This window comes from Cupriavidus sp. PET2-C1 (genome assembly GCF_054515855.1).
This window is the reverse complement of record NZ_CM137259.1, coordinates 1,016,592-1,034,900: the sequence shown is the minus strand read 5'-3', so window position 1 is coordinate 1,034,900 and position 18,309 is coordinate 1,016,592. Positions and strand designations below refer to the sequence as shown.

At 64.9% G+C, this 18,309-nt stretch carries 12 protein-coding genes and 1 other RNA gene; 6 read left to right on the top strand and 7 right to left on the bottom strand.

Features of this window, described 5'->3' with window-relative positions:
- From gph to ACX12D_RS04660, 3 genes are all read left to right on the top strand, one after another.
- On the top strand, positions 1–672 hold the full coding sequence (gene gph, locus ACX12D_RS04670) for a phosphoglycolate phosphatase (RefSeq protein WP_459373107.1): 672 nt from the start codon (positions 1–3) through the stop codon (positions 670–672).
- A gap of 88 nt (positions 673–760) precedes the next feature.
- Positions 761–1,119: a transfer-messenger RNA gene (ssrA, locus tag ACX12D_RS04665) on the top strand.
- 442 nt (positions 1,120–1,561) lie between these two features.
- The gene (locus ACX12D_RS04660; protein WP_459373106.1) at positions 1,562–2,434 is read left to right on the top strand and encodes a hypothetical protein; all 873 of its coding nucleotides are present in this window, start codon (positions 1,562–1,564) and stop codon (positions 2,432–2,434) included.
- Positions 2,435–2,442: 8 nt separating this feature from the next.
- Here the strand turns inward: ACX12D_RS04660 and ACX12D_RS04655 are convergent, their stop codons facing one another.
- Both ACX12D_RS04655 and ACX12D_RS04650 read right to left on the bottom strand, forming a co-directional pair.
- Complete coding sequence (locus tag ACX12D_RS04655) at positions 2,443–2,913, bottom strand: cyanophycin metabolism-associated DUF1854 family protein (protein WP_459373105.1); 471 nt, start codon at positions 2,911–2,913, stop codon at positions 2,443–2,445.
- Positions 2,914–2,927: 14 nt separating this feature from the next.
- Positions 2,928–5,216: a cyanophycin metabolism-associated ABC transporter gene (locus tag ACX12D_RS04650; RefSeq protein ID WP_459373104.1), complete on the bottom strand. Its 2,289-nt coding sequence runs from the start codon at positions 5,214–5,216 to the stop codon at positions 2,928–2,930.
- Between the two features lie 240 nt (positions 5,217–5,456).
- On the opposite strand from ACX12D_RS04650, the gene cphA (ACX12D_RS04645) reads away from it, so the two are divergent.
- From cphA (ACX12D_RS04645) to ACX12D_RS04635, 3 genes are all read left to right on the top strand, one after another.
- The gene (gene cphA / locus ACX12D_RS04645; RefSeq protein ID WP_459373103.1) at positions 5,457–8,093 is read left to right on the top strand and encodes a cyanophycin synthetase; all 2,637 of its coding nucleotides are present in this window, start codon (positions 5,457–5,459) and stop codon (positions 8,091–8,093) included.
- A 20-nt stretch (positions 8,094–8,113) separates the two neighbouring features.
- On the top strand, positions 8,114–10,684 hold the full coding sequence (gene cphA / locus ACX12D_RS04640) for a cyanophycin synthetase (protein WP_459373102.1): 2,571 nt from the start codon (positions 8,114–8,116) through the stop codon (positions 10,682–10,684).
- Positions 10,685–11,016: 332 nt separating this feature from the next.
- A complete protein-coding gene (locus ACX12D_RS04635; protein WP_459372795.1) occupies positions 11,017–12,189 on the top strand; it encodes an integrase core domain-containing protein in 1,173 nt (390 codons plus the stop codon).
- A 580-nt stretch (positions 12,190–12,769) separates the two neighbouring features.
- Here ACX12D_RS04635 and ACX12D_RS04630 read toward each other — a convergent pair.
- The 5 genes from ACX12D_RS04630 to ACX12D_RS04610 all read right to left on the bottom strand — a co-directional run bounded on the left by ACX12D_RS04630 (position 12,770) and on the right by ACX12D_RS04610 (position 18,177).
- A complete protein-coding gene (locus ACX12D_RS04630; protein WP_459372795.1) occupies positions 12,770–13,942 on the bottom strand; it encodes an integrase core domain-containing protein in 1,173 nt (390 codons plus the stop codon).
- A 295-nt stretch (positions 13,943–14,237) separates the two neighbouring features.
- Positions 14,238–14,897, bottom strand: a complete 660-nt coding sequence (locus tag ACX12D_RS04625; RefSeq protein ID WP_459373101.1) for an amino acid ABC transporter permease — start codon at positions 14,895–14,897, stop codon at positions 14,238–14,240.
- Between the two features lie 30 nt (positions 14,898–14,927).
- Positions 14,928–15,725, bottom strand: a complete 798-nt coding sequence (locus ACX12D_RS04620; RefSeq protein WP_459373100.1) for a transporter substrate-binding domain-containing protein — start codon at positions 15,723–15,725, stop codon at positions 14,928–14,930.
- 164 nt (positions 15,726–15,889) lie between these two features.
- Positions 15,890–16,756: a glutamate/aspartate ABC transporter substrate-binding protein gene (locus ACX12D_RS04615; RefSeq protein WP_459373929.1), complete on the bottom strand. Its 867-nt coding sequence runs from the start codon at positions 16,754–16,756 to the stop codon at positions 15,890–15,892.
- 158 nt (positions 16,757–16,914) lie between these two features.
- Positions 16,915–18,177: a D-amino acid dehydrogenase gene (locus ACX12D_RS04610; protein ID WP_459373099.1), complete on the bottom strand. Its 1,263-nt coding sequence runs from the start codon at positions 18,175–18,177 to the stop codon at positions 16,915–16,917.
- Positions 18,178–18,309: the final 132 nt, after the last annotated feature.

Below are 18,309 nucleotides of genomic sequence, written 5' to 3'. Positions count from 1 at the left end.
ATGCGCACCTACGACGCAGTCTTCTTTGATCTCGACGGCACGCTCGCCGACACCGCCCCCGACCTGGCCGCAGCCGCGAACCGGCTCGTCACCGAGCATGGCCGGCCGCCCGTGGACTACGAGAAACTCCGCCCGGTGGCCTCGCACGGCGCGCGCGGCCTGATTGGCGCCGCCTTCGGCAAGAGCCCGGCCGACCCTGAGTTCCCCTCCCTGCGCGACACCTTCCTCGATTACTACGAGGCCGACATCGCAGTGCATACGCGCCTGTTCGATGGCATGGCCGAGGTGCTGGACGCGCTGGAAACCGCCGGCATCCGGTGGGGTATCGTCACCAACAAGATCACGCGCTTCACCGCGCCGCTGGTCGCCGCCATCGGGCTGGCGCCGCGCGCCTCGGCCGTGGTTAGCGGCGACACCACGGCGCATGCCAAGCCCCACCCCGCACCGCTGCTGCATGCCGCCGAAGTCAGCGGCGTGGCGCCCGGGCGCTGCGTGTACGTTGGCGATGACGTGCGCGATATCCAGGCCGGCAAGGCTGCCGGCATGATCACCATCACCGCTGCCTACGGCTACTGCGGCGATGGCGAACCGCCCGAGGCATGGGGCGCCGACTACCTGGTGCGCCATCCCAGCGAGCTGATCGCGCTGCTGGCCCCCGGCGCACGGCGCTGACGCGCGAGGCGGCACGGCAGGCATTTACACCTGGAGCCGCCAACGGGGTACAATCTATCTTCTTGACACTGTTCACACAGTTCACGCAGGGGCCGACCTGGTTTCGACGTGGGTTACAAAGCAGTGGAGGGCATACCGAGGACCCGTCACCTCGTTAATCAATGGGAATGCAATAACTGCTAACGACGAACGTTACGCACTGGCCGCTTAATTGCGGCCGTCCTCGCACTGGCTCGCTGGCGGGCTAGAGTCGCAAGACTACGCGAGGTCATTAACGCCAGATAAGCCCTGAGTTTGTCACGGACCTAGGGACGAAAATTTAGTGACTCGCCGTTGTAGAGCGTGTCCGTCCGCGATGCACCGGTTAAATCAAATGGCAGGACTAAGTATGTAGAACTCTCTGTGGAGGGCTTGCGGACGCGGGTTCGATTCCCGCCGGCTCCACCAATATTCAGGCCCGGTTACTTCCGGGACTACCGAAACCCCGAGGATAAACATCCTCGGGGTTTTCTTTTTTCCGGCTTTGATAATGAGGGCGGCGCAATGCCCCCCCCACTACCAAAAAAATGCGGGAAAGGCAGGCAATTTCCGCCGAATTAAGATTTGTCCGATTCACATAACACCCCCAAGCCTGCATCATGTGCATAAGCTGCCTCTGCAGAGGCAGACTTCCCGACGTGGGCCTTCGTGCTTCACGTCCGGAGTTGCCCTCCAGCGCCCGCCCAGTCCTGTGTGGGCGTCTTTTTTTTGCGCGCTCGAACACGCTCAGCCCGGTCACCAGGCGCAGGGTCATCAGCAAATTGTAATGATCTGTTACAGTCGAGATTTTTTCGGCAACCGAAAAGCGGCGCCAGAGGCGCCCATGCGCATCGGAACGGGCAAAGTACAAATGAAGAAACTGATTGGGGCTGCAAGCATTGCGCTGGCCCTCGCAGGTTGTGGCGGATCGGGCGACAACAGTGACGGGCTGGCGATCGTGCGCACTCCTCCCGCCGACACACCCACGACACCCACGGCTCCGACGACCCCGACGACCCCAGTGATTCCGGCGGCACCCGACACCATCGCGCTTGGCTCTGGCTTCTACATCGGCACGTCTGCCGCCAACGAGCGGTTCAACATCCTGGTGTTGGACGAGAACGTCTATTACGCCTTCTACGCGACGGCGGGCATACCGGACGTATCGACCGGGGTCCTGACCGGCAACTACAGTTCGGGCAGCGGCGCGCTCACCACCAATAACAACGGGCTGGATTTCAATCAGGAAGCGGCGGGCTACAGCCTGACTGCAGCGAACCTGATGGCGGCCTACGTGCCCGGCAAGTCGATCCAGGCGCAGGTCACCTACCGCAACGGCAAGAGCGCGGTCGTCAAAGCCACCTACAGCACCGACTACAACTTCATCGCGACCACCGACGGCCTGAAGGGGACTTACTACGGAACGTCGAACGTCATTGACACGACCGGGATCACAGCGGGCGCGGTAAGGCTGACCATCGACGCCAGCGGCAGCTTCACGCTCGACGGCAGCGGCTCGGGCTGCAGCTTTACCGGGACCGCCACGCCACGGCGCCAGGGCAAGGTCTACAACGTCGCCTTGCAGCTGACTGGGCCGAGCTGCCGCTACGCGAACACACCCATGACCGGCATCGCCTACTACGACCCCACCACCACGCACAGCTTGCCCACGCCCGGCCAGATCTATCTGTTTGCGATGCGCCCCGACCGCCAGGTCGGGGTGATCTTCACCGGCAAGCTCTGAAGCGCAGCCTAGAGAAAGCGATCGAGGATCTTGCGGCTGCCCTTGTCCAGGCTGGCCAGGTTGCGCACCAGGTAGTGGATGCCGTGGCTGTCGGAGATCAGCAGCGTGGAGCCGGCGAGGCGGCGGATGTCTTCCTCGCCACGCAACACCAGCGATGTGAGGCCGCGATCCGTCTCCACCTCCCAGGTGCTGGGCGTGGCGTAGGTCGACACCGAACGGATGCGGCGGATCTCCGGCATGAACTCACGGCTGGCCAACTCGGCCTCGATCATCTCGCGCACCGGGGCGGGCAAGGTATCCAGGCGGGGCAGCCAGGCCAGCTCGCGGCCATCGGTGCTGACGAGGCCAACGCCATCGTCGGGCGCGGCGATGGGGAAGGCGCGCACGGGAACGACACCATCATGCACAACGCCATCCGCCGTGGTCATCACCAGGCGGCCAAGGGCATTGCGGGAGAGCTTGAAATCGACTTGCTGCATGTGAGCTCCCATCCTTATTGCACGTTGACCGCATCGGCGGAGGTGAGATCCGCGTCGGCATCGACATTGCGGGCCTGCGCCTGGTAGAGCTTGTAGTAGGCGCCTTCGCGCGCCAGCAACTCATCGTGGTTGCCAACTTCCACGATCTGTCCGCGATCCATTACCACCAGGCGGTCCGCCTTACGCAGCGTGGACAGGCGGTGGGCGATGGCGATGGTGGTGCGGCCTTGCACCAGGTTGTCCAGCGCCTTCTGGATTTCCTTCTCCGTCGTCGTATCCACCGACGAGGTGGCCTCGTCCATGATCAGGATGCGCGGGTTGATCAGCAGCGCGCGAGCGATGGAGATACGCTGGCGCTCGCCGCCGGACAGCGCTTGCCCGCGCTCGCCCACGAGCGAGTCGTAGCCGTGCGGCAGGCGCAGGATGAACTCGTGCGCATGGGCGGCACGCGCCGCGGCGATGATCTCTTCACGCGAAGCACCCGGCTTGCCGTAGGCGATGTTCTCGGCAATCGTGCCGAAAAACAGGAACGGCTCCTGCAGCACCAGCCCGATATGGCTGCGGAATTCCGATACCGGCAGTGAGCGGATATCGACACCATCCAGCCGGATCGCGCCTTCGGAGACATCGTAGAAGCGGCAGATCAGGTTGACCAGCGTGCTCTTGCCAGACCCGCTGTGTCCCACCAGGCCGATCATCTCGCCCGGTGCGATCGACAGGTTAAGCCCGCGGATCACGGCACGGTTGCCGTAGCGAAAGCCCAGGTCGCGCAGCTCGATGGCGCCCTCCACACGCTCCAGGTGCACCGGCCGCGTGGGTTCCGGCACGCTCGAGACGTGATCGAGGATATCGAAGATGCGCTTGGCGCCGGCGGCCGCCTTCTGCGTGACCGAGACGATGCGGCTCATCGAATCCAGGCGCGTATAGAAGCGGCTGATATAGGTGAGGAAGGCCACCAGCACGCCGACCGTGATCGCGTTGTGCGAGACCTGCCAGATGCCGAAGATCCACACCACCAGCAAGCCGATCTCGGTCAGCAGCGTGACGGTCGGGGTGAACAGCGACCACACCGCGTTGACGCGGTCATTGATGGCCAGGTTGTGCCGGTTGGCTTCACGGAAGCGCTCCACTTCACGCTTTTCCTGCGCGAAGGCCTTGACCACGCGGATGCCCGGAATGGTATCGGCCAGCACGTTGGTGATCTCCGACCAGATCCGGTCGATCTTCTCGAAGCCGTGGCGCAGCCGGTCGCGCACCAGGTGGATCATCCACGCGATGAAGGGCAGCGGCACCAAGGTCACCAGCGCCAGCCACGGATTGATCGAAATCAGGATGGCCGCCGTCATGACGATCATCAGCACGTCGGTGGCGAAATCCAGCAGATGTAGCGACAGAAACACGCAGATGCGATCGCTTTCCGAGCCGATGCGGGCCATCAGGTCGCCCGTGCGCTTGCCGCCGAAGTACTCCAGCGACAACCGCAGCAGGTGCTCGTAGGTGGTGGTGCGCAGGTCCGCGCCGATGCGCTCGGACACCCGCGCCAGCAGATAGGTGCGAGCCCAGCCGAGGCTCCACGCCACCAGCGCCGCGCCCAGCAGGCCGGCCAGGTACAGCTTGACCCGGTCGTAATCGATGGGCAGCCCGTTCTGGTAGGGAATCAGCACGTTGTCCATCAACGGCATGGTCAGGTACGGCGGCACCAGCGTCGCGGCGGTGGACAACAGCGTCAGCAGGAAACCGGCCAGCAACTGGAAGCGGTACGGCCGGGCAAACCGCCACAGGCGCAATAGCGCCCAGGTCGACGACGGCGTTTCCAGGTCACGGCTGCATTGCGGGCATTGGTCGTCGTCCGGGGGCAGCGGGGCCTTGCAGGTCGGGCAGACCGCTTCGGCATCCAGATCCAGCTGCCCCGCCCGGCCCGAGGCCGACAGGTCGCGCTGTGCGTGAAACTGGTCGATCAGGCGCAGCGCGGCCGGGTTGTGGCCCAGCGTGTAGCGCCAACTGGCCAGCAATCGCCTGTTGTCTTGCAACTCCAGCGTGCCGACTCCCGCATGATCGGCGTGATGCAGCGATAATCCGGGCTGGATCGCCCATTCCTGCCAGTCTTTTTGCCCCGGCATGCGCGCCAGCAAGCGACGATCCGTCACAAGTACCCAGCCTTGGGTAAAATGCAGCTTTGCATCAAGGTCGACTTCGAGCCAGGCAAGCACGGCTTCGCCAGGTTGCAGGCGGGTGCCGAGTTCGTTACGCCACGGCTCGTTCTGGGCGTCGCTGTCAATCACGGGCAAGGAAGGTTGGGTCATCGTTGGTACGGCATGCTGCGTCCTTGGGCTATGGACATAACTTGAAACAATTTAGCGCGGGCGCGCCCTGGCGGCCCGCCGATTTGCCCGCAGTATACATAAGGCCAAACACACGGGCGTCCCTGATGCATTGCACAATCGCTTTTTAATCAAGAAAGTCAACCGGCTGACCGTTGTAACGTTACTGAAAGGTTAGGCTTCTATTTCTCGGGCACTCGCCCACTGCCTCAAGCTAAATCAATGAAAAAGAAGGACATTGAGATTTTCGATGTCATGTCGCTGCGCGGCCCGAATATGTGGACATATCGGCCTGTGCTGGAGGCGTGGGTCGATATCGGGGAACTGGAGGATTTTCCCTCCAACACGATTCCGGGGTTCTACGAGCGCCTGTCGGCATGGCTGCCCTCGCTGGTCGAGCATCGCTGCAGCATCGGCGAGCGCGGCGGTTTCCTGCAGCGGCTCAAGGAAGGCACGTGGCCTGGCCACATCCTGGAACACGTCACGCTTGAGCTGCAGAACCTCGCCGGCATGCCCGGTGGCTTCGGCAAGGCGCGCGAGACCCCGATCCGGGGTGTCTACAAGGTGATCGTGCGGGCCTGGCACGAGGATGTCACCCGTGCCGCCCTGTTCGCCGCCCGCGACCTGGTGATGGCCGCCATCGAGGACCGTCCCTACGACGTCAAGGAGACGGTGGATCACCTGCGACGCCTGGTGGACAAGCACTGCCTGGGTCCGAGCACAGCCTGCATCGTCGACGCAGCCGACGACCGCGACATCCCGGCGCTGCGCCTGTCCGAGGGCAACCTGGTGCAACTCGGCTATGGCAGCCGCCAGCGCCGCATCTGGACCGCCGAGACCGACCGCACCGCCGCCATCGCCGAGAGCATCTCGCGCGACAAGGACCTGACCAAGAGCCTGCTGGAATCCTGCGGCGTGCCCGTGCCCGAAGGCCGGCTGGTGGAAAGTGCCGCCGACGCCTGGGACGCCGCCGAAGACATCGGCCTGCCGGTGGTGGTCAAGCCCTATGACGGCAACCACGGCCGCGGCGTGTTCACCAACCTGACCACGCGCGAAGAAGTCGAGACCGCCTACGGCGTCGCCATCGATGAAGGCAGCGGCGTCATCGTCGAGCGCTTTGTGCTGGGCAACGAACACCGCCTGCTGGTGGTGGGCGGCCGCCTGGTGGCCGCCGCCATGGGCGAGACCGCCAGCGTGACCGGCGACGGCAAGTCGACCATCGACGAGCTGATCGAGTCGCAGATCAATTCCGACCCGCGCCGCGGCAGCACCGAAGACCACCCGCTCAACAAGGTGCGGCTGGATTCGGCCGCCCGCCTGGAACTCAAGCGCCAGGGCTTCGACGCCACGTCCGTGCCGCCCGAGGGCAAGCATGTGCTGATCCAGCGCAACGGCAACGTGGCCTTCGACGTTACCGACCGCGTGCACCCGAGCGTGGCCGCCCATGCCTCGCTGGCCGCCCGCATCGTGGGCCTGGACATCGCCGGCGTCGACCTGGTGGCGCAGGACATTTCGCGGCCGCTCGCCGAGCAGCGCGGCGCCATTGTCGAGGTCAATGCCGGCCCCGGCCTGCTGATGCACCTGAAGCCCTCCAACGGCGAAGCCCGTCCGGTGGGCCGTGCCGTGGTGGATCACCTGTTCCCGGCTGGCGAAGGCGACGACAACGGCCGCATCCCCGTGGTCGGCATCACCGGCACCAACGGCAAGACCGTGGTGGCCAAGCTGGTCGCGCGCCTGCTGCAGCTCTCGGGCAAGCACACCGGCCTGGCTTGCAGCGACGGCCTCTACCTGGACCGCCGCCAGGTGCAGGGCGGCGACCGCGCCAATTGGGACGCGGCCCGCCGCATCCTGATGAACCGCGCGGTGGATGCCGCCGTGCTCGAGAACGACAGCGGCGCCATCCTGTCCGAAGGCCTCGCCTACGACCGTTGCCAGGTCGGCGTGGTGACCAATATCGATGTGCCCGACCACCTTGGCCAGTATTACGTCGAGGAAGTCGAGAAGATGTACAACGTGCTGCGCACGCAAGTCGACGTGGTGCTGGACGGCGGCGTGGCGGTGCTCAACGCGCGCGACCCGCTGGTCGTGGAGATGGCGGAGCTGTGCGATGGCGACGTGATCTTCTTCGGCATGACGGCTGACCTGCCCGCTATTGCCGCGCATCGCGCGGCGGGGCGCCGTGCGGTCTATGTGCGCGACGGCAAGGTGGTGCTCGCCACCGGCAGCCGCGAGGTGCCGCTGGCCGATGTGGCCGCGATCCCCCTCACCTATGCGGGCCGCGTGGCCTTCCAGGTCGAGAACGTGCTGGCGGCTGTGGCCACCGGCTGGGCGCTGGGCATCTCCAACGACCTGATCCGTGCTGGCGTGGTGACATTCGATGTGGGCCAGGTGGATGTGCCCGGACGCTTCACGCTGTTCGAGCGCAACGGTGCCATCGTGGTGATCGACGATGCCCACAATGCACCCGCGCTGGAAGCGCTGGTGGCATCGCTGGAACGCTTCCCGAGCGAGCGCCGGGTGGTGGTGTACGGCGCAGGCGCGCCGCGCCGCGACGAAGACATGGTCAAGCAAGGCAAGGTGCTGGGCGCCGCGTTCGACCGCGTCTTCCTGTGCGAAGACACCTCGGTCAAGCGCGCGTTGCCGGACGCCGAGGCACGCGCACTGCTCAAGCAGGGCCTGTACGAAGGCCGCCGCGTGACCAAGATCATCGACGAGGGCTCGCGCCGCCAGGCGATCGAGGCCGCGCTCGCGCAAGTAGTGGCAGGCGACCTGCTGGTCCTGCAATGCGATGAGGCGACGACCCTGCCGACGATCGACCTGGTGCACCAGTGGATGGGCCAACCGGGCCGCCGCGCCTGATCCGCAAGGAAACTGATTTCATGGAAGTCTCACGTATCCGGGCCCTGCGCGGCCCTAACCTGTGGTGCCGCCACACCGCCATCGAAGCCATCGTCTCATGCTCCGACGAGGCCCACACGCTGGCACAGCTGCCCGGTTTTGAAGAGCGCCTGCGCGCGCGCTTTCCCGAGGTCGGCCCGCTGCGGCCCGATGACAACGAAGGCGTGGTGTCGCTGGCGCACGCGCTCGAATGCGCGGCCATGCGCCTGCAAGCAGAGGCCGGCTGCCCGGTCAGCTTCAGCCGCACCGCACCCACCGTCGAACCCGGCACCTACCAGGTGGTAGTGCAGTACAGCGAGGAAGAAGTCGGCAGGCTGGCGCTGGAACTGGCCGCCGCGCTGTGCCGCGCCGCGCGCGACGACATGCCGTTCGACCTGGCCGATGCGCTGCATCGCCTGCGCGAGCTCGACGAAGACGTGCGCCTGGGGCCGAGCACCGGCTCCATCGTCTACGCGGGCGTGGCACGCGGCATTCCGTATCGCCGCCTGACGCAAGGCAGCATGGTCCAGTTCGGCTGGGGCAGCAAGCAACGCCGCATCCAGGCGGCCGAAACCGACATGACCAGCGCGGTCTCGGAATCGATCGCGCAGGACAAGGAGCTCACCAAGAAGCTGCTGCATGCCGCCGGCGTGCCGGTGCCGATGGGCCGCTCCGTCTCGGACCCCGACGAAGCCTGGGCCGCCGCGCAGGAAATCGATGCGCCGGTGGTGGTCAAGCCGCGCGACGGTAACCAGGGCAAGGGCGTGGCGGTGCGCATCCGCACCCGCGAGGAAGTCATCGCCGCCTATGAAGTCGCCGCCGAGATCAGCTCCGACGTGATCGTCGAGCGCTATATTCCCGGCCACGATTTCCGCCTGCTGGTGGTGGGCAACCACCTGGTCGCCGCAGCCCGCCGCGATCCGCCCCAGGTCACCGGCGATGGCAAGCACACCGTGCGCCAACTGGTCGAGGAAGTGAATCGCGACCCGCGCCGCGGCGAGGGACACGCCACCTCGCTGACCAAGATCCGCTTTGACGATATCGCGCTGGCCACGCTGGCCAAGCAGCATCTCACCGCGGATGCGGTGCCGCCCAAGGGCACTCGCGTGGTGCTGCGCAATAACGCCAACCTGTCCACCGGCGGCAGCGCGACGGACGTCACCGACGATGTGCACCCCGACATGGCAGCCCGCGCCGTGGCGGCCGCGCGCATGGTTGGCCTGGACATCTGCGGCGTCGACGCGGTCTGCGAGACCGTGCTCAAGCCGTTCGAGGAACAAGCCGGCGGCATCGTCGAAGTCAATGCGGCGCCGGGCCTGCGCATGCACCTTCAACCCTCCTACGGCAAGGGCCGTGCCGTGGGCGAGGCCATCATCTCCACGATGTTCGGTGACGGCGACGATGGCCGCATTCCCGTGGTGGCGGTCTCCGGCACCAACGGCAAGACCACCACGGTCCGCCTGATTGCCCACCTGCTGGCCGGCAGCGGCCTGCGCATCGGCATGACCGGCACCGACGGGGTCTACATCAAGGGCGAGCGCATCGACACCGGCGACTGCAGCGGCCCGCGCAGCGCCCGCAATGTGCTGATGCACCCCGACGTGGACGCCGCCGTGTTCGAGACCGCGCGCGGCGGCCTGCTGCGCGAAGGCCTGGCCTTCGACCGCTGCGACGTGGCGGTGGTCACCAATGTGGGCGAAGGCGATCACCTCGGGCTGTCCTTTATCAGCACCGTGGAAGACCTCGCCGTGCTGAAAAGCGTCATCGTGCAGAATGTGGCGCCGCACGGCATGGCCGTGCTCAATGCCGCGGACCCCATGGTGGTGCGCATGGCCGACGCCTGCCCGGGCGCCGTGACGTTCTTCGCGGCCGACCTCAACAACCCCGTGATGGCCACGCACTGCGCGCAGGGCAAGCGCGTGGTGTACGTCGAGGATGGCCATATCGTGGCCGCCGAAGGCGAGAACCAGGTGCGCATCGCGCTGTCGAGCATTCCGCTGACGCGCGGCGGCTCGATCGGCTTCCAGGTCGAGAACGCCATGTCCGCCACCGCGGCGGCGTGGGCACTGGGCATCGACTGGGAAGTGATCCGCCGCAGCCTGGCGACCTTCGTCAACGATGCAGCCACCGCCCCCGGCCGCTTCAACGTGTTCGACTACAAGGGCGCGACGCTGATCGCCGACTACGGCCACAACCCGGATGCGATCCAGGCGCTGTGCAACGCCATCGAAGGCATGCCGGCCAAGCGCCGCTCGGTGGTGATCAGCGGCGCCGGCGACCGCCGCGACGTCGATATCCGCCGCCAGACGGAGATCCTTGGCGATGTGTTCGACGAAGTGATCCTGTACCAGGACCAGTGCCAGCGCGGACGCGAGGACGGCGAAGTGCTGGCCCTGCTGCGCGAAGGCCTGGAGGGCGCAAAGCGCGCCAGCGCGGTGGAAGAGATCCGCGGGGAGTTCCTTGCTATCGATACTGCGTTGTCGCATTTGCAGCCGGGGGATCTTTGCTTGATTTTGGTGGATCAGGTGGAGGAGGCGCTGGCGCATATTGAGCAGAGGATTGCTCAGGGGTGAGTTGGATGGCCTTGCGGTAAACAAGAAAGCCAGCCTCGTCGGCTGGCTTTCTTGCTTTCTGGATTTGATTGGCGTTGGCGTCTGGTATCCGAAAACCGTACGACGTCGCTCTGCGGGGTTGGTCGGAGTTTCTTTGAGCGGCGATGGCGCTTGCACCCAAGTGCCATACGACATCCCCCTGCGGGGGCTGCCGGTCACTCTTCTTTGCGTCGGCAAAGAAGACTAACGAGAAGAAAGCCGAGGTACGACTCACTCACATAGGTGACACTTGAGTTCAAGCACATAGGTGACAGTTTTCTACCCTGCATGGGCGAGCCTGGAAGGAGACGCCCATGCCCTGGAGCGAGCTGAGACCCATGGACCAACGAATTCTGTTCATCGCCGATCATCTGCGGCAGCTCGAGAGCGTCAGCGCCCTGTGCGAGCGTTATGGCATTAGCCGGAAGACCGGCTATAAGTGGATAGAACGGTACGACAGCGAAGGGCTGGAAGGCCTCGCCGAGCGCGGGCGCAATCGGCATTGCCAGGAGCGGTTGCCGGATGGGATTCGCCAGGCGATTCTGGAGCTGCGCACGCAGGGCGGCCTGGAGCAGGGCCCGAAGAAGATCCAGAAGCTGCTGGAAGGGCGTTTTGGCGCCGAGGCCGTGCCGTCGCGCACGACCATCTACAACGTGCTGAAGCAGGCTGGACGAATTGTCTCGCGGCGCGTGCGCCGCCGGGTGATGCCGCACGGCGGGGTGCTGAGGTCGGCGCACGAGCCCAACGGGCTGTGGAGCGCGGACTTCAAGGGGCAGTTTCTGACCGGGGATGGGCAGTGGTGCTATCCGCTGACGGTGATGGATCATGCGAGCCGTTATCTGCTGAGCTGCCAGGGCCTGCGCGGTACGCAGCTGGTGCCGACGCAGGCGGTGTTCGAGCGGTTGTTTCGCCGCTATGGGTTACCGGACCGGCTGCGCACGGACAACGGCGTGCCCTTTGCGAGCATCGGCTGTGGCGGGCTGTCGCGGCTGTCGATCTGGTGGCTGAAGCTGGGGATCATGCCGGAGCGCATAGCCCGCGGGCATCCGGAGCAGAATGGGCGGCACGAGCGGATGCATGGCACGCTCAAGCGCGCCACGGCCCAACCGCCTGCCACTACGTTGCGGGCACAGCAGCGGCGGATGGACGAGTTCCAACGTTTCTACAACGAGCAAAGGCCGCATGAAGCGCTGAACCAGAGCACACCGCAGAGCCGCTATGTGGAGTCAGGCCGAGCGTATCCAAAGCGGCTGATGCCAATGGAGTATGCGAGCTACGTCGAGCCCCACAAGGTGACGAGTGGTGGTTTGATCTACAAGGCTGGCAAGATCATTTATGTGGGGCATTTGCTCTATGGCGAAACGGTCGGACTGGAAGCAATAGGCGAAGGATTGTGGCGTGTCTACTTCGGCCCAATGGCATTGGGCCAAGTCGATGAACGCCAGGCCAGAAAAGGCTATCTAACCCTCAAAGTGTTACCTATGTGAGTGAACTCGTTTGTTACCCATGTGGTTGACTCGTACACCGACCCTGCCGGGTGCAGAGCAATCGCGGGTGCTAGGGGTGCTGGTTTCGTCGTATGGCCGCAGTTCTGCTGGCATCTGCCGGTGCCGGTTTGAAGGGCCACTACGCTGCCAATTTCCGGGATTCGTGGTGCGGCCCCCGGTAGCGGAATCCTTGCCCGTTCGCCAATCTGCCGTTACCGGTGCGGACCACCACGATACATCGACCGTCAATGGTTTCGTGGTGGGGCGGGCGCGGTGGCCTGGGCCTCGGGCATATCAACCCGGTGCCACCGCGCCCACGACGGAACCGGTGCGCTTGCAACTTCGTGGCCGGTCACGCCGCGAGCGACAGACGGCTTGAGGCAAGTGATGTCCGCTACCGGGGGCCGCACCACGAATCCCGGAAGCTGGCCGGTTCGTGGCCGGTCAAGTCGGTACCGGCAGATGCCCGCCGGCACTCAGGGCCGTACGACGCAACCACCGAGGCCCAGATAGCCTTATTGCTCTGCGCCCGGCAGGGTCGGCTGTACGAGTCAACCACATGGGTAACAAACGAGTTCACTCACATAGGTAACACTTTGAGGGTTAGATAGCCTTTTCTGGCCTGGCGTTCATCGACTTGGCCCAATGCCATTGGGCCGAAGTAGACACGCCACAATCCTTCGCCTATTGCTTCCAGTCCGACCGTTTCGCCATAGAGCAAATGCCCCACATAAATGATCTTGCCAGCCTTGTAGATCAAACCACCACTCGTCACCTTGTGGGGCTCGACGTAGCTCGCATACTCCATTGGCATCAGCCGCTTTGGATACGCTCGGCCTGACTCCACATAGCGGCTCTGCGGTGTGCTCTGGTTCAGCGCTTCATGCGGCCTTTGCTCGTTGTAGAAACGTTGGAACTCGTCCATCCGCCGCTGCTGTGCCCGCAACGTAGTGGCAGGCGGTTGGGCCGTGGCGCGCTTGAGCGTGCCATGCATCCGCTCGTGCCGCCCATTCTGCTCCGGATGCCCGCGGGCTATGCGCTCCGGCATGATCCCCAGCTTCAGCCACCAGATCGACAGCCGCGACAGCCCGCCACAGCCGATGCTCGCAAAGGGCACGCCGTTGTCCGTGCGCAGCCGGTCCGGTAACCCATAGCGGCGAAACAACCGCTCGAACACCGCCTGCGTCGGCACCAGCTGCGTACCGCGCAGGCCCTGGCAGCTCAGCAGATAACGGCTCGCATGATCCATCACCGTCAGCGGATAGCACCACTGCCCATCCCCGGTCAGAAACTGCCCCTTGAAGTCCGCGCTCCACAGCCCGTTGGGCTCGTGCGCCGACCTCAGCACCCCGCCGTGCGGCATCACCCGGCGGCGCACGCGCCGCGAGACAATTCGTCCAGCCTGCTTCAGCACGTTGTAGATGGTCGTGCGCGACGGCACGGCCTCGGCGCCAAAACGCCCTTCCAGCAGCTTCTGGATCTTCTTCGGGCCCTGCTCCAGGCCGCCCTGCGTGCGCAGCTCCAGAATCGCCTGGCGAATCCCATCCGGCAACCGCTCCTGGCAATGCCGATTGCGCCCGCGCTCGGCGAGGCCTTCCAGCCCTTCGCTGTCGTACCGTTCTATCCACTTATAGCCGGTCTTCCGGCTAATGCCATAACGCTCGCACAGGGCGCTGACGCTCTCGAGCTGCCGCAGATGATCGGCGATGAACAGAATTCGTTGGTCCATGGGTCTCAGCTCGCTCCAGGGCATGGGCGTCTCCTTCCAGGCTCGCCCATGCAGGGTAGAAAACTGTCACCTATGTGCTTGAACTCAAGTGTCACCTATGTGAGTGAGTCGTACCGGCTTTCTTCTCGTTAGTCTTCTTTGCCGACGCAAAGAAGAGTGACCGGCAGCCCCCGCAGGGGGATGTCGTATGGCCCTTGGGTCCAAAAACCATCGCCGCTGAAATAAACAGCAACCAACCCAGCAGCGCAATGTCGCATGGCCCTTGGGCCCAAAAACCAACATCGCCCAAATCAAAAACCACCTATCCCCCCCCACACCCTTAATGCCTCCCCGGCAACGAAAGCCGCCTCTCCAACAACCGCTGCACATGCGCCAGCGCCGTACTAAGCATCCAGTAAATAGCAGCCACAGCAAGATAAAGCGGTAACGGCTGGTAGGTCGCGGCAATCACCTCCTGCGCCGTGCGCAGCAGCTCGGTCACCGTGATCACCGACACCAGCGAGGTGTCCTTGATCAGGCTGATCAGGCTGTTCGACAGGCTCGGCACCGCCAGCCGCAGCGCCTGAGGGCCGACCACGTAGCGCAAGGTCTGGCCTTGCGTCAGGCCCAGGCTGTAAGCCGCCAGCCACTGCCCGCGCGGGATGCCGAGGATGGCGCCGCGCATGCTCTCCGAGAGATACGCCCCTACGTTCAGGCTCAGCGTCAACACGCCCGCCGGGGTGGGTTCCAGCGCGATGCCGATGCCTGGCAGGCCGTAATACACCACGAAGATCTGCACCAGCAGCGGCGTGCCGCGCATGATGCTGACGTAGGCCCGCGCGACGGCCTTCGGCACGGGCTGGTGGCTGATGCCCATCAACGCCACCACGGTGCCGATCAGCAGCCCGAAGATCATCGACAGCAGCGCGAACTTGATGGTCAGCAGCATGCCCTGCAGCAGCACGGGCAGCGATGCGGCAACGAGCTGGAGAGCGGACATGGAAAGCCCTGGCGGGAGGCGTGCCCGCGTTTATCTGGCCGGCTTGGTCACGTCACTGCCGAACCACTTCGCCGACAGCTTGCCAAGGCTGCCGTCCTTGCGCATCTCGTCGAGCGCGCGGTCGATGGCCTGCGCAAACTTCGGATTGTCCTTGCGAAAGGGGATCGCCACCTCGGAACTGCCGCCTTCCACAATCGCGCCGGGCCGCAGCGGCAGGTTTGACGTCTTGATCAGGTAGCCGATCATCAGGCGGTCGTTCAGCGCGGCATCCACGCGCTGCGCGGCCAGGTCGCGCAGGTACTCGGGCGCGCCCGGATAGGTCTTGACGTCGATGCCGGCCACCGACTTGGCCAGTTCGTTGTAGTTGCTGCCCAGGCTCACGCCGAGCTTCTTGCCTTTCAGGTCATCGAGGGACTTGAACTGCCGGTTGTCATCCTTGCGCTGGATGAGCTGCGCCGCCGAATACACGTAAGGCGTGGAGAAATCCAGGACCTGCTTGCGTTGCGGCGTTACCGCGACCTGGTTGACGATCACGTCGAACTTGCCGGCCTGCAGCCCGGCAATGATGCCGCTCCACTCGGTGGTGACAAACTCCGGCTTGACGCCCAGCTTGGCCGCCACGCCCTTCGCCACATCGACGTCGAAGCCTTCCAGCTGGTTGTTGCTGCCGCGGTAGTTGAACGGCGGATAGGTGCCTTCCAGCCCGATCTTGAGCACGCCGGCCTGCTTGACGGCATCGAGCAGGTCGGCGGCCTGCGCGGCGGCGCCGGCCGCCAGCAGCGAAACGGCGAACAGGACGTTGAGACAGCCAGTACGAAGCGATCGCATATGTTCTCCAGTCAGCACAGCCGACGCCAACGGCGTCCGCAACGGTCCGGCAAGCGTTGGCCCGGCGTTGGTCCGCCAAGCGCGCAAGCCGGCTTTTAGCCTAGCGCAATTTCGCGTCGAACAGCAATAACGATTCGCCCTGCCCTGCCCTGCCCCCGCCCTGTTTACTGGAACGCCTTGTCGTTAGGATGGGCGTAGAGATCCTTCATGTCGGCTGACAGCGGATAGTTCAGGTTGATGTTGCGCGGCGGAATCGGCGACTGGAACCACTTCTTGTACAACTGCTCGGCACGGCCGCTGGTCATCAGGTCGGCGATCACGCCGTCGGCCAGCGCCTTGAAGGACGGATCGTCCTTGCGGAACATGCAGGCGTAGTTCTCGGTCTGCAGCGGCGTGCCCACCACGGTCCAGTCATTGGCGCTCTTGGCCTTGGTCAGCTCGCCGTAGAGCAGCGGCTCGTCCATCACGAAGGCCACCGCGCGCCCCGTCTCCAGGATCAGGAAGGACTGCCCGTGGTCCTTGGCGCTGATCAGGTTCATGTTCATGGTCTTCTCGCCATTCATTTTGACCAGCAGGCGCTCATCCGTGGTGCCGGCGGTGGTCACCACGTTGCGGTCCTTGAGATCCGGGAAATCTTTCACGCCCGAATCCTTCTTGGTCAGCATGCGCAGCCCGTAGACAAACAGGCTGTTGGAAAACGCGACCTGCTTCTGCCGCTCCAGGTTGTTGGTGGTGGTGCCGCACTCGATGTCGATGGTGCCGTTCTGCATCAGCGGAATGCGATTCTGCGATGTGATCGGCACCAGCTTGATTTCAAGCTTGGGGTTTTGCCGTTGTGCCTTCACCTTGTCGACGATCTGCAGCAGGATCTCGTGCGAGTAGCCCATCACATCGCGTCCGTTGGTATAGGAAAACGGGATGGAGGACTCGCGGTAGCCCAGCGAGATCACGCCGGTTTCCTTGATCTTGCGCAGCGTATCGCCGTCGGCGGCGTGCGCGTTGCTGACAGCGCCGGCGGTGCCAGCCAGCATGGCAACCGCCAGCAGGCAGCGGGAGAATCGGTTGGAGGGGACGTGCGATTTCATATCGTTTTCTCCTTGGGTGGGAATGGCTCGAGGTACTGCCTGGTCGTGAAGCGGTGTTGCTCAGCGGTAATGCAAACGAAAAAACTGCCCCGGAACGCTGCCCATCAAGCCAGCATCGCGGCGAAATCCGTGTCATCGATGGCCGGCTTGCGCCCGGCCAGGCCATCGGCCAGCAAACCCGCGCTGCCCATGGCCAGCGTGAAGCCAAGCGCGCCGTGGCCGATATTGAGCCACAGGCCGCGCACGCTCGACCGGCCCACCATCGGCAGGCCGGTCGGCGTGGCCGGGCGCAGGCCTGCCCAGGGCTGCAACTGCTCCGGCTCCATGCCCGGCGCCATGTCGCCAAACAGCGCGCGGGTCTCAAAGGCCAGCGTGGCGATGCGGGCACGGTCGATGACAGTATCCGCGCGCACCAGGTCGGCCATGCCCGCCACGCGCAAAGTGTTGCCGATGCGGGCATAGACAATCTTGCGCGCAGCATCGGTGATGCTGATGTGCGGCGCGCGCTCGCCATTGCGAATCGGCACCGTGATGCTGTAGCCCTTGAGCGGCCACAGCGGTGCCCGCACGCCCAGGGGCTTGAGCAAGGCCACGCTGCCGATGCCGCCGGCCACCACCACGGCATCCGCCCGCTCGATGCCGGCATCGGTACGCACGCCGGTCACGCGATCGCCTTCGCGCTCGATGCCAAGCACGCTGGTGCCAAAGCGCAGCGACACGCCAGGACGGTCACGCAGCAATTGTGCCAACGCCAGGCAGAAACGATGGCAATCGGCCACTTCCTCGCTCGGCGTGTGAATCGCCCCGGCAATCTCGCCGCGGATGCCGGCCAGCGCCGGTTCCAGCGCCACGCACGCGCCGCTGTCCAGCGCCTGCTGCTCGCAGCCCAGGCTGGCCTGGTAATCGAGCAGGCGGCAGGCGGCATCGAAGCTGGCCGCGTCGCGGTGCACAATCAGCTTGCCGCGCCGGGCAAAGCCGAAGTCCACCGGCTGGCTGTCGACAAAGGCCTGCATCAGATCGCGGGAGTAGAAGGCCAGCCGCAGCAGCTTGCGCGTGGTGGCCTCGCTGGCCGAGGCATTGCAAGCCCGTGCAAACGCGGCCAGCCAGCGCCACTGCGCCGGGTTACCCGATGGGCGGAAACGCATCGGCGAATCGGGGCGCAGCAGCCACCCGGGTACCTTGGCCAGCACGCCCGGCCCGGCGAGCGGCGCCACATAGCTATAGCTGAGCTGCCCGCCGTTGGCGAAGCTGGTTTCCTCGCCCGGGCCGTCGCGCCGCTCCAGCACGGTCACCTCGTGCCCGTCGCCCGCCAGCCGCCACGCCGTGCTCATCCCGATCACGCCCGCCCCTACGATCACAACCTTCATTACCCGCCTCTTTGATCCGGTCCTTTTCGACCCGACACAGGGTAGACCACGCAGCCCGCCTTGCCCAATGCGAATACGTGCAAGAATATGTCTTTAGGCTATAGGTGCCGCTTTGCTGCGGCGCCCTCCCCT

Bases quoted from the DNA above. Each gene is read 5' to 3' on its own strand.
- ACX12D_RS04615 (WP_459373929.1), bottom strand. From the start codon at position 16,756: ATGCTGGCTGGCACCGCCGGCGCTGTCAGCAACGCGCACGCCGCCGAC.
- ACX12D_RS04660 (WP_459373106.1), top strand. From the start codon at position 1,562: ATGAAGAAACTGATTGGGGCTGCAAGCATTGCGCTGGCCCTCGCAGGT.
- ACX12D_RS04655 (WP_459373105.1), bottom strand. From the start codon at position 2,913: ATGCAGCAAGTCGATTTCAAGCTCTCCCGCAATGCCCTTGGCCGCCTG.
- cphA (WP_459373103.1), top strand. From the start codon at position 5,457: ATGAAAAAGAAGGACATTGAGATTTTCGATGTCATGTCGCTGCGCGGC.
- ACX12D_RS04630 (WP_459372795.1), bottom strand. From the start codon at position 13,942: ATGCCCTGGAGCGAGCTGAGACCCATGGACCAACGAATTCTGTTCATC.
- ACX12D_RS04610 (WP_459373099.1), bottom strand. From the start codon at position 18,177: ATGAAGGTTGTGATCGTAGGGGCGGGCGTGATCGGGATGAGCACGGCG.
- ACX12D_RS04650 (WP_459373104.1), bottom strand. From the start codon at position 5,216: ATGACCCAACCTTCCTTGCCCGTGATTGACAGCGACGCCCAGAACGAG.
- ACX12D_RS04620 (WP_459373100.1), bottom strand. From the start codon at position 15,725: ATGCGATCGCTTCGTACTGGCTGTCTCAACGTCCTGTTCGCCGTTTCG.
- gph (WP_459373107.1), top strand. From the start codon at position 1: ATGCGCACCTACGACGCAGTCTTCTTTGATCTCGACGGCACGCTCGCC.
- ACX12D_RS04635 (WP_459372795.1), top strand. From the start codon at position 11,017: ATGCCCTGGAGCGAGCTGAGACCCATGGACCAACGAATTCTGTTCATC.
- cphA (WP_459373102.1), top strand. From the start codon at position 8,114: ATGGAAGTCTCACGTATCCGGGCCCTGCGCGGCCCTAACCTGTGGTGC.
- ACX12D_RS04625 (WP_459373101.1), bottom strand. From the start codon at position 14,897: ATGTCCGCTCTCCAGCTCGTTGCCGCATCGCTGCCCGTGCTGCTGCAG.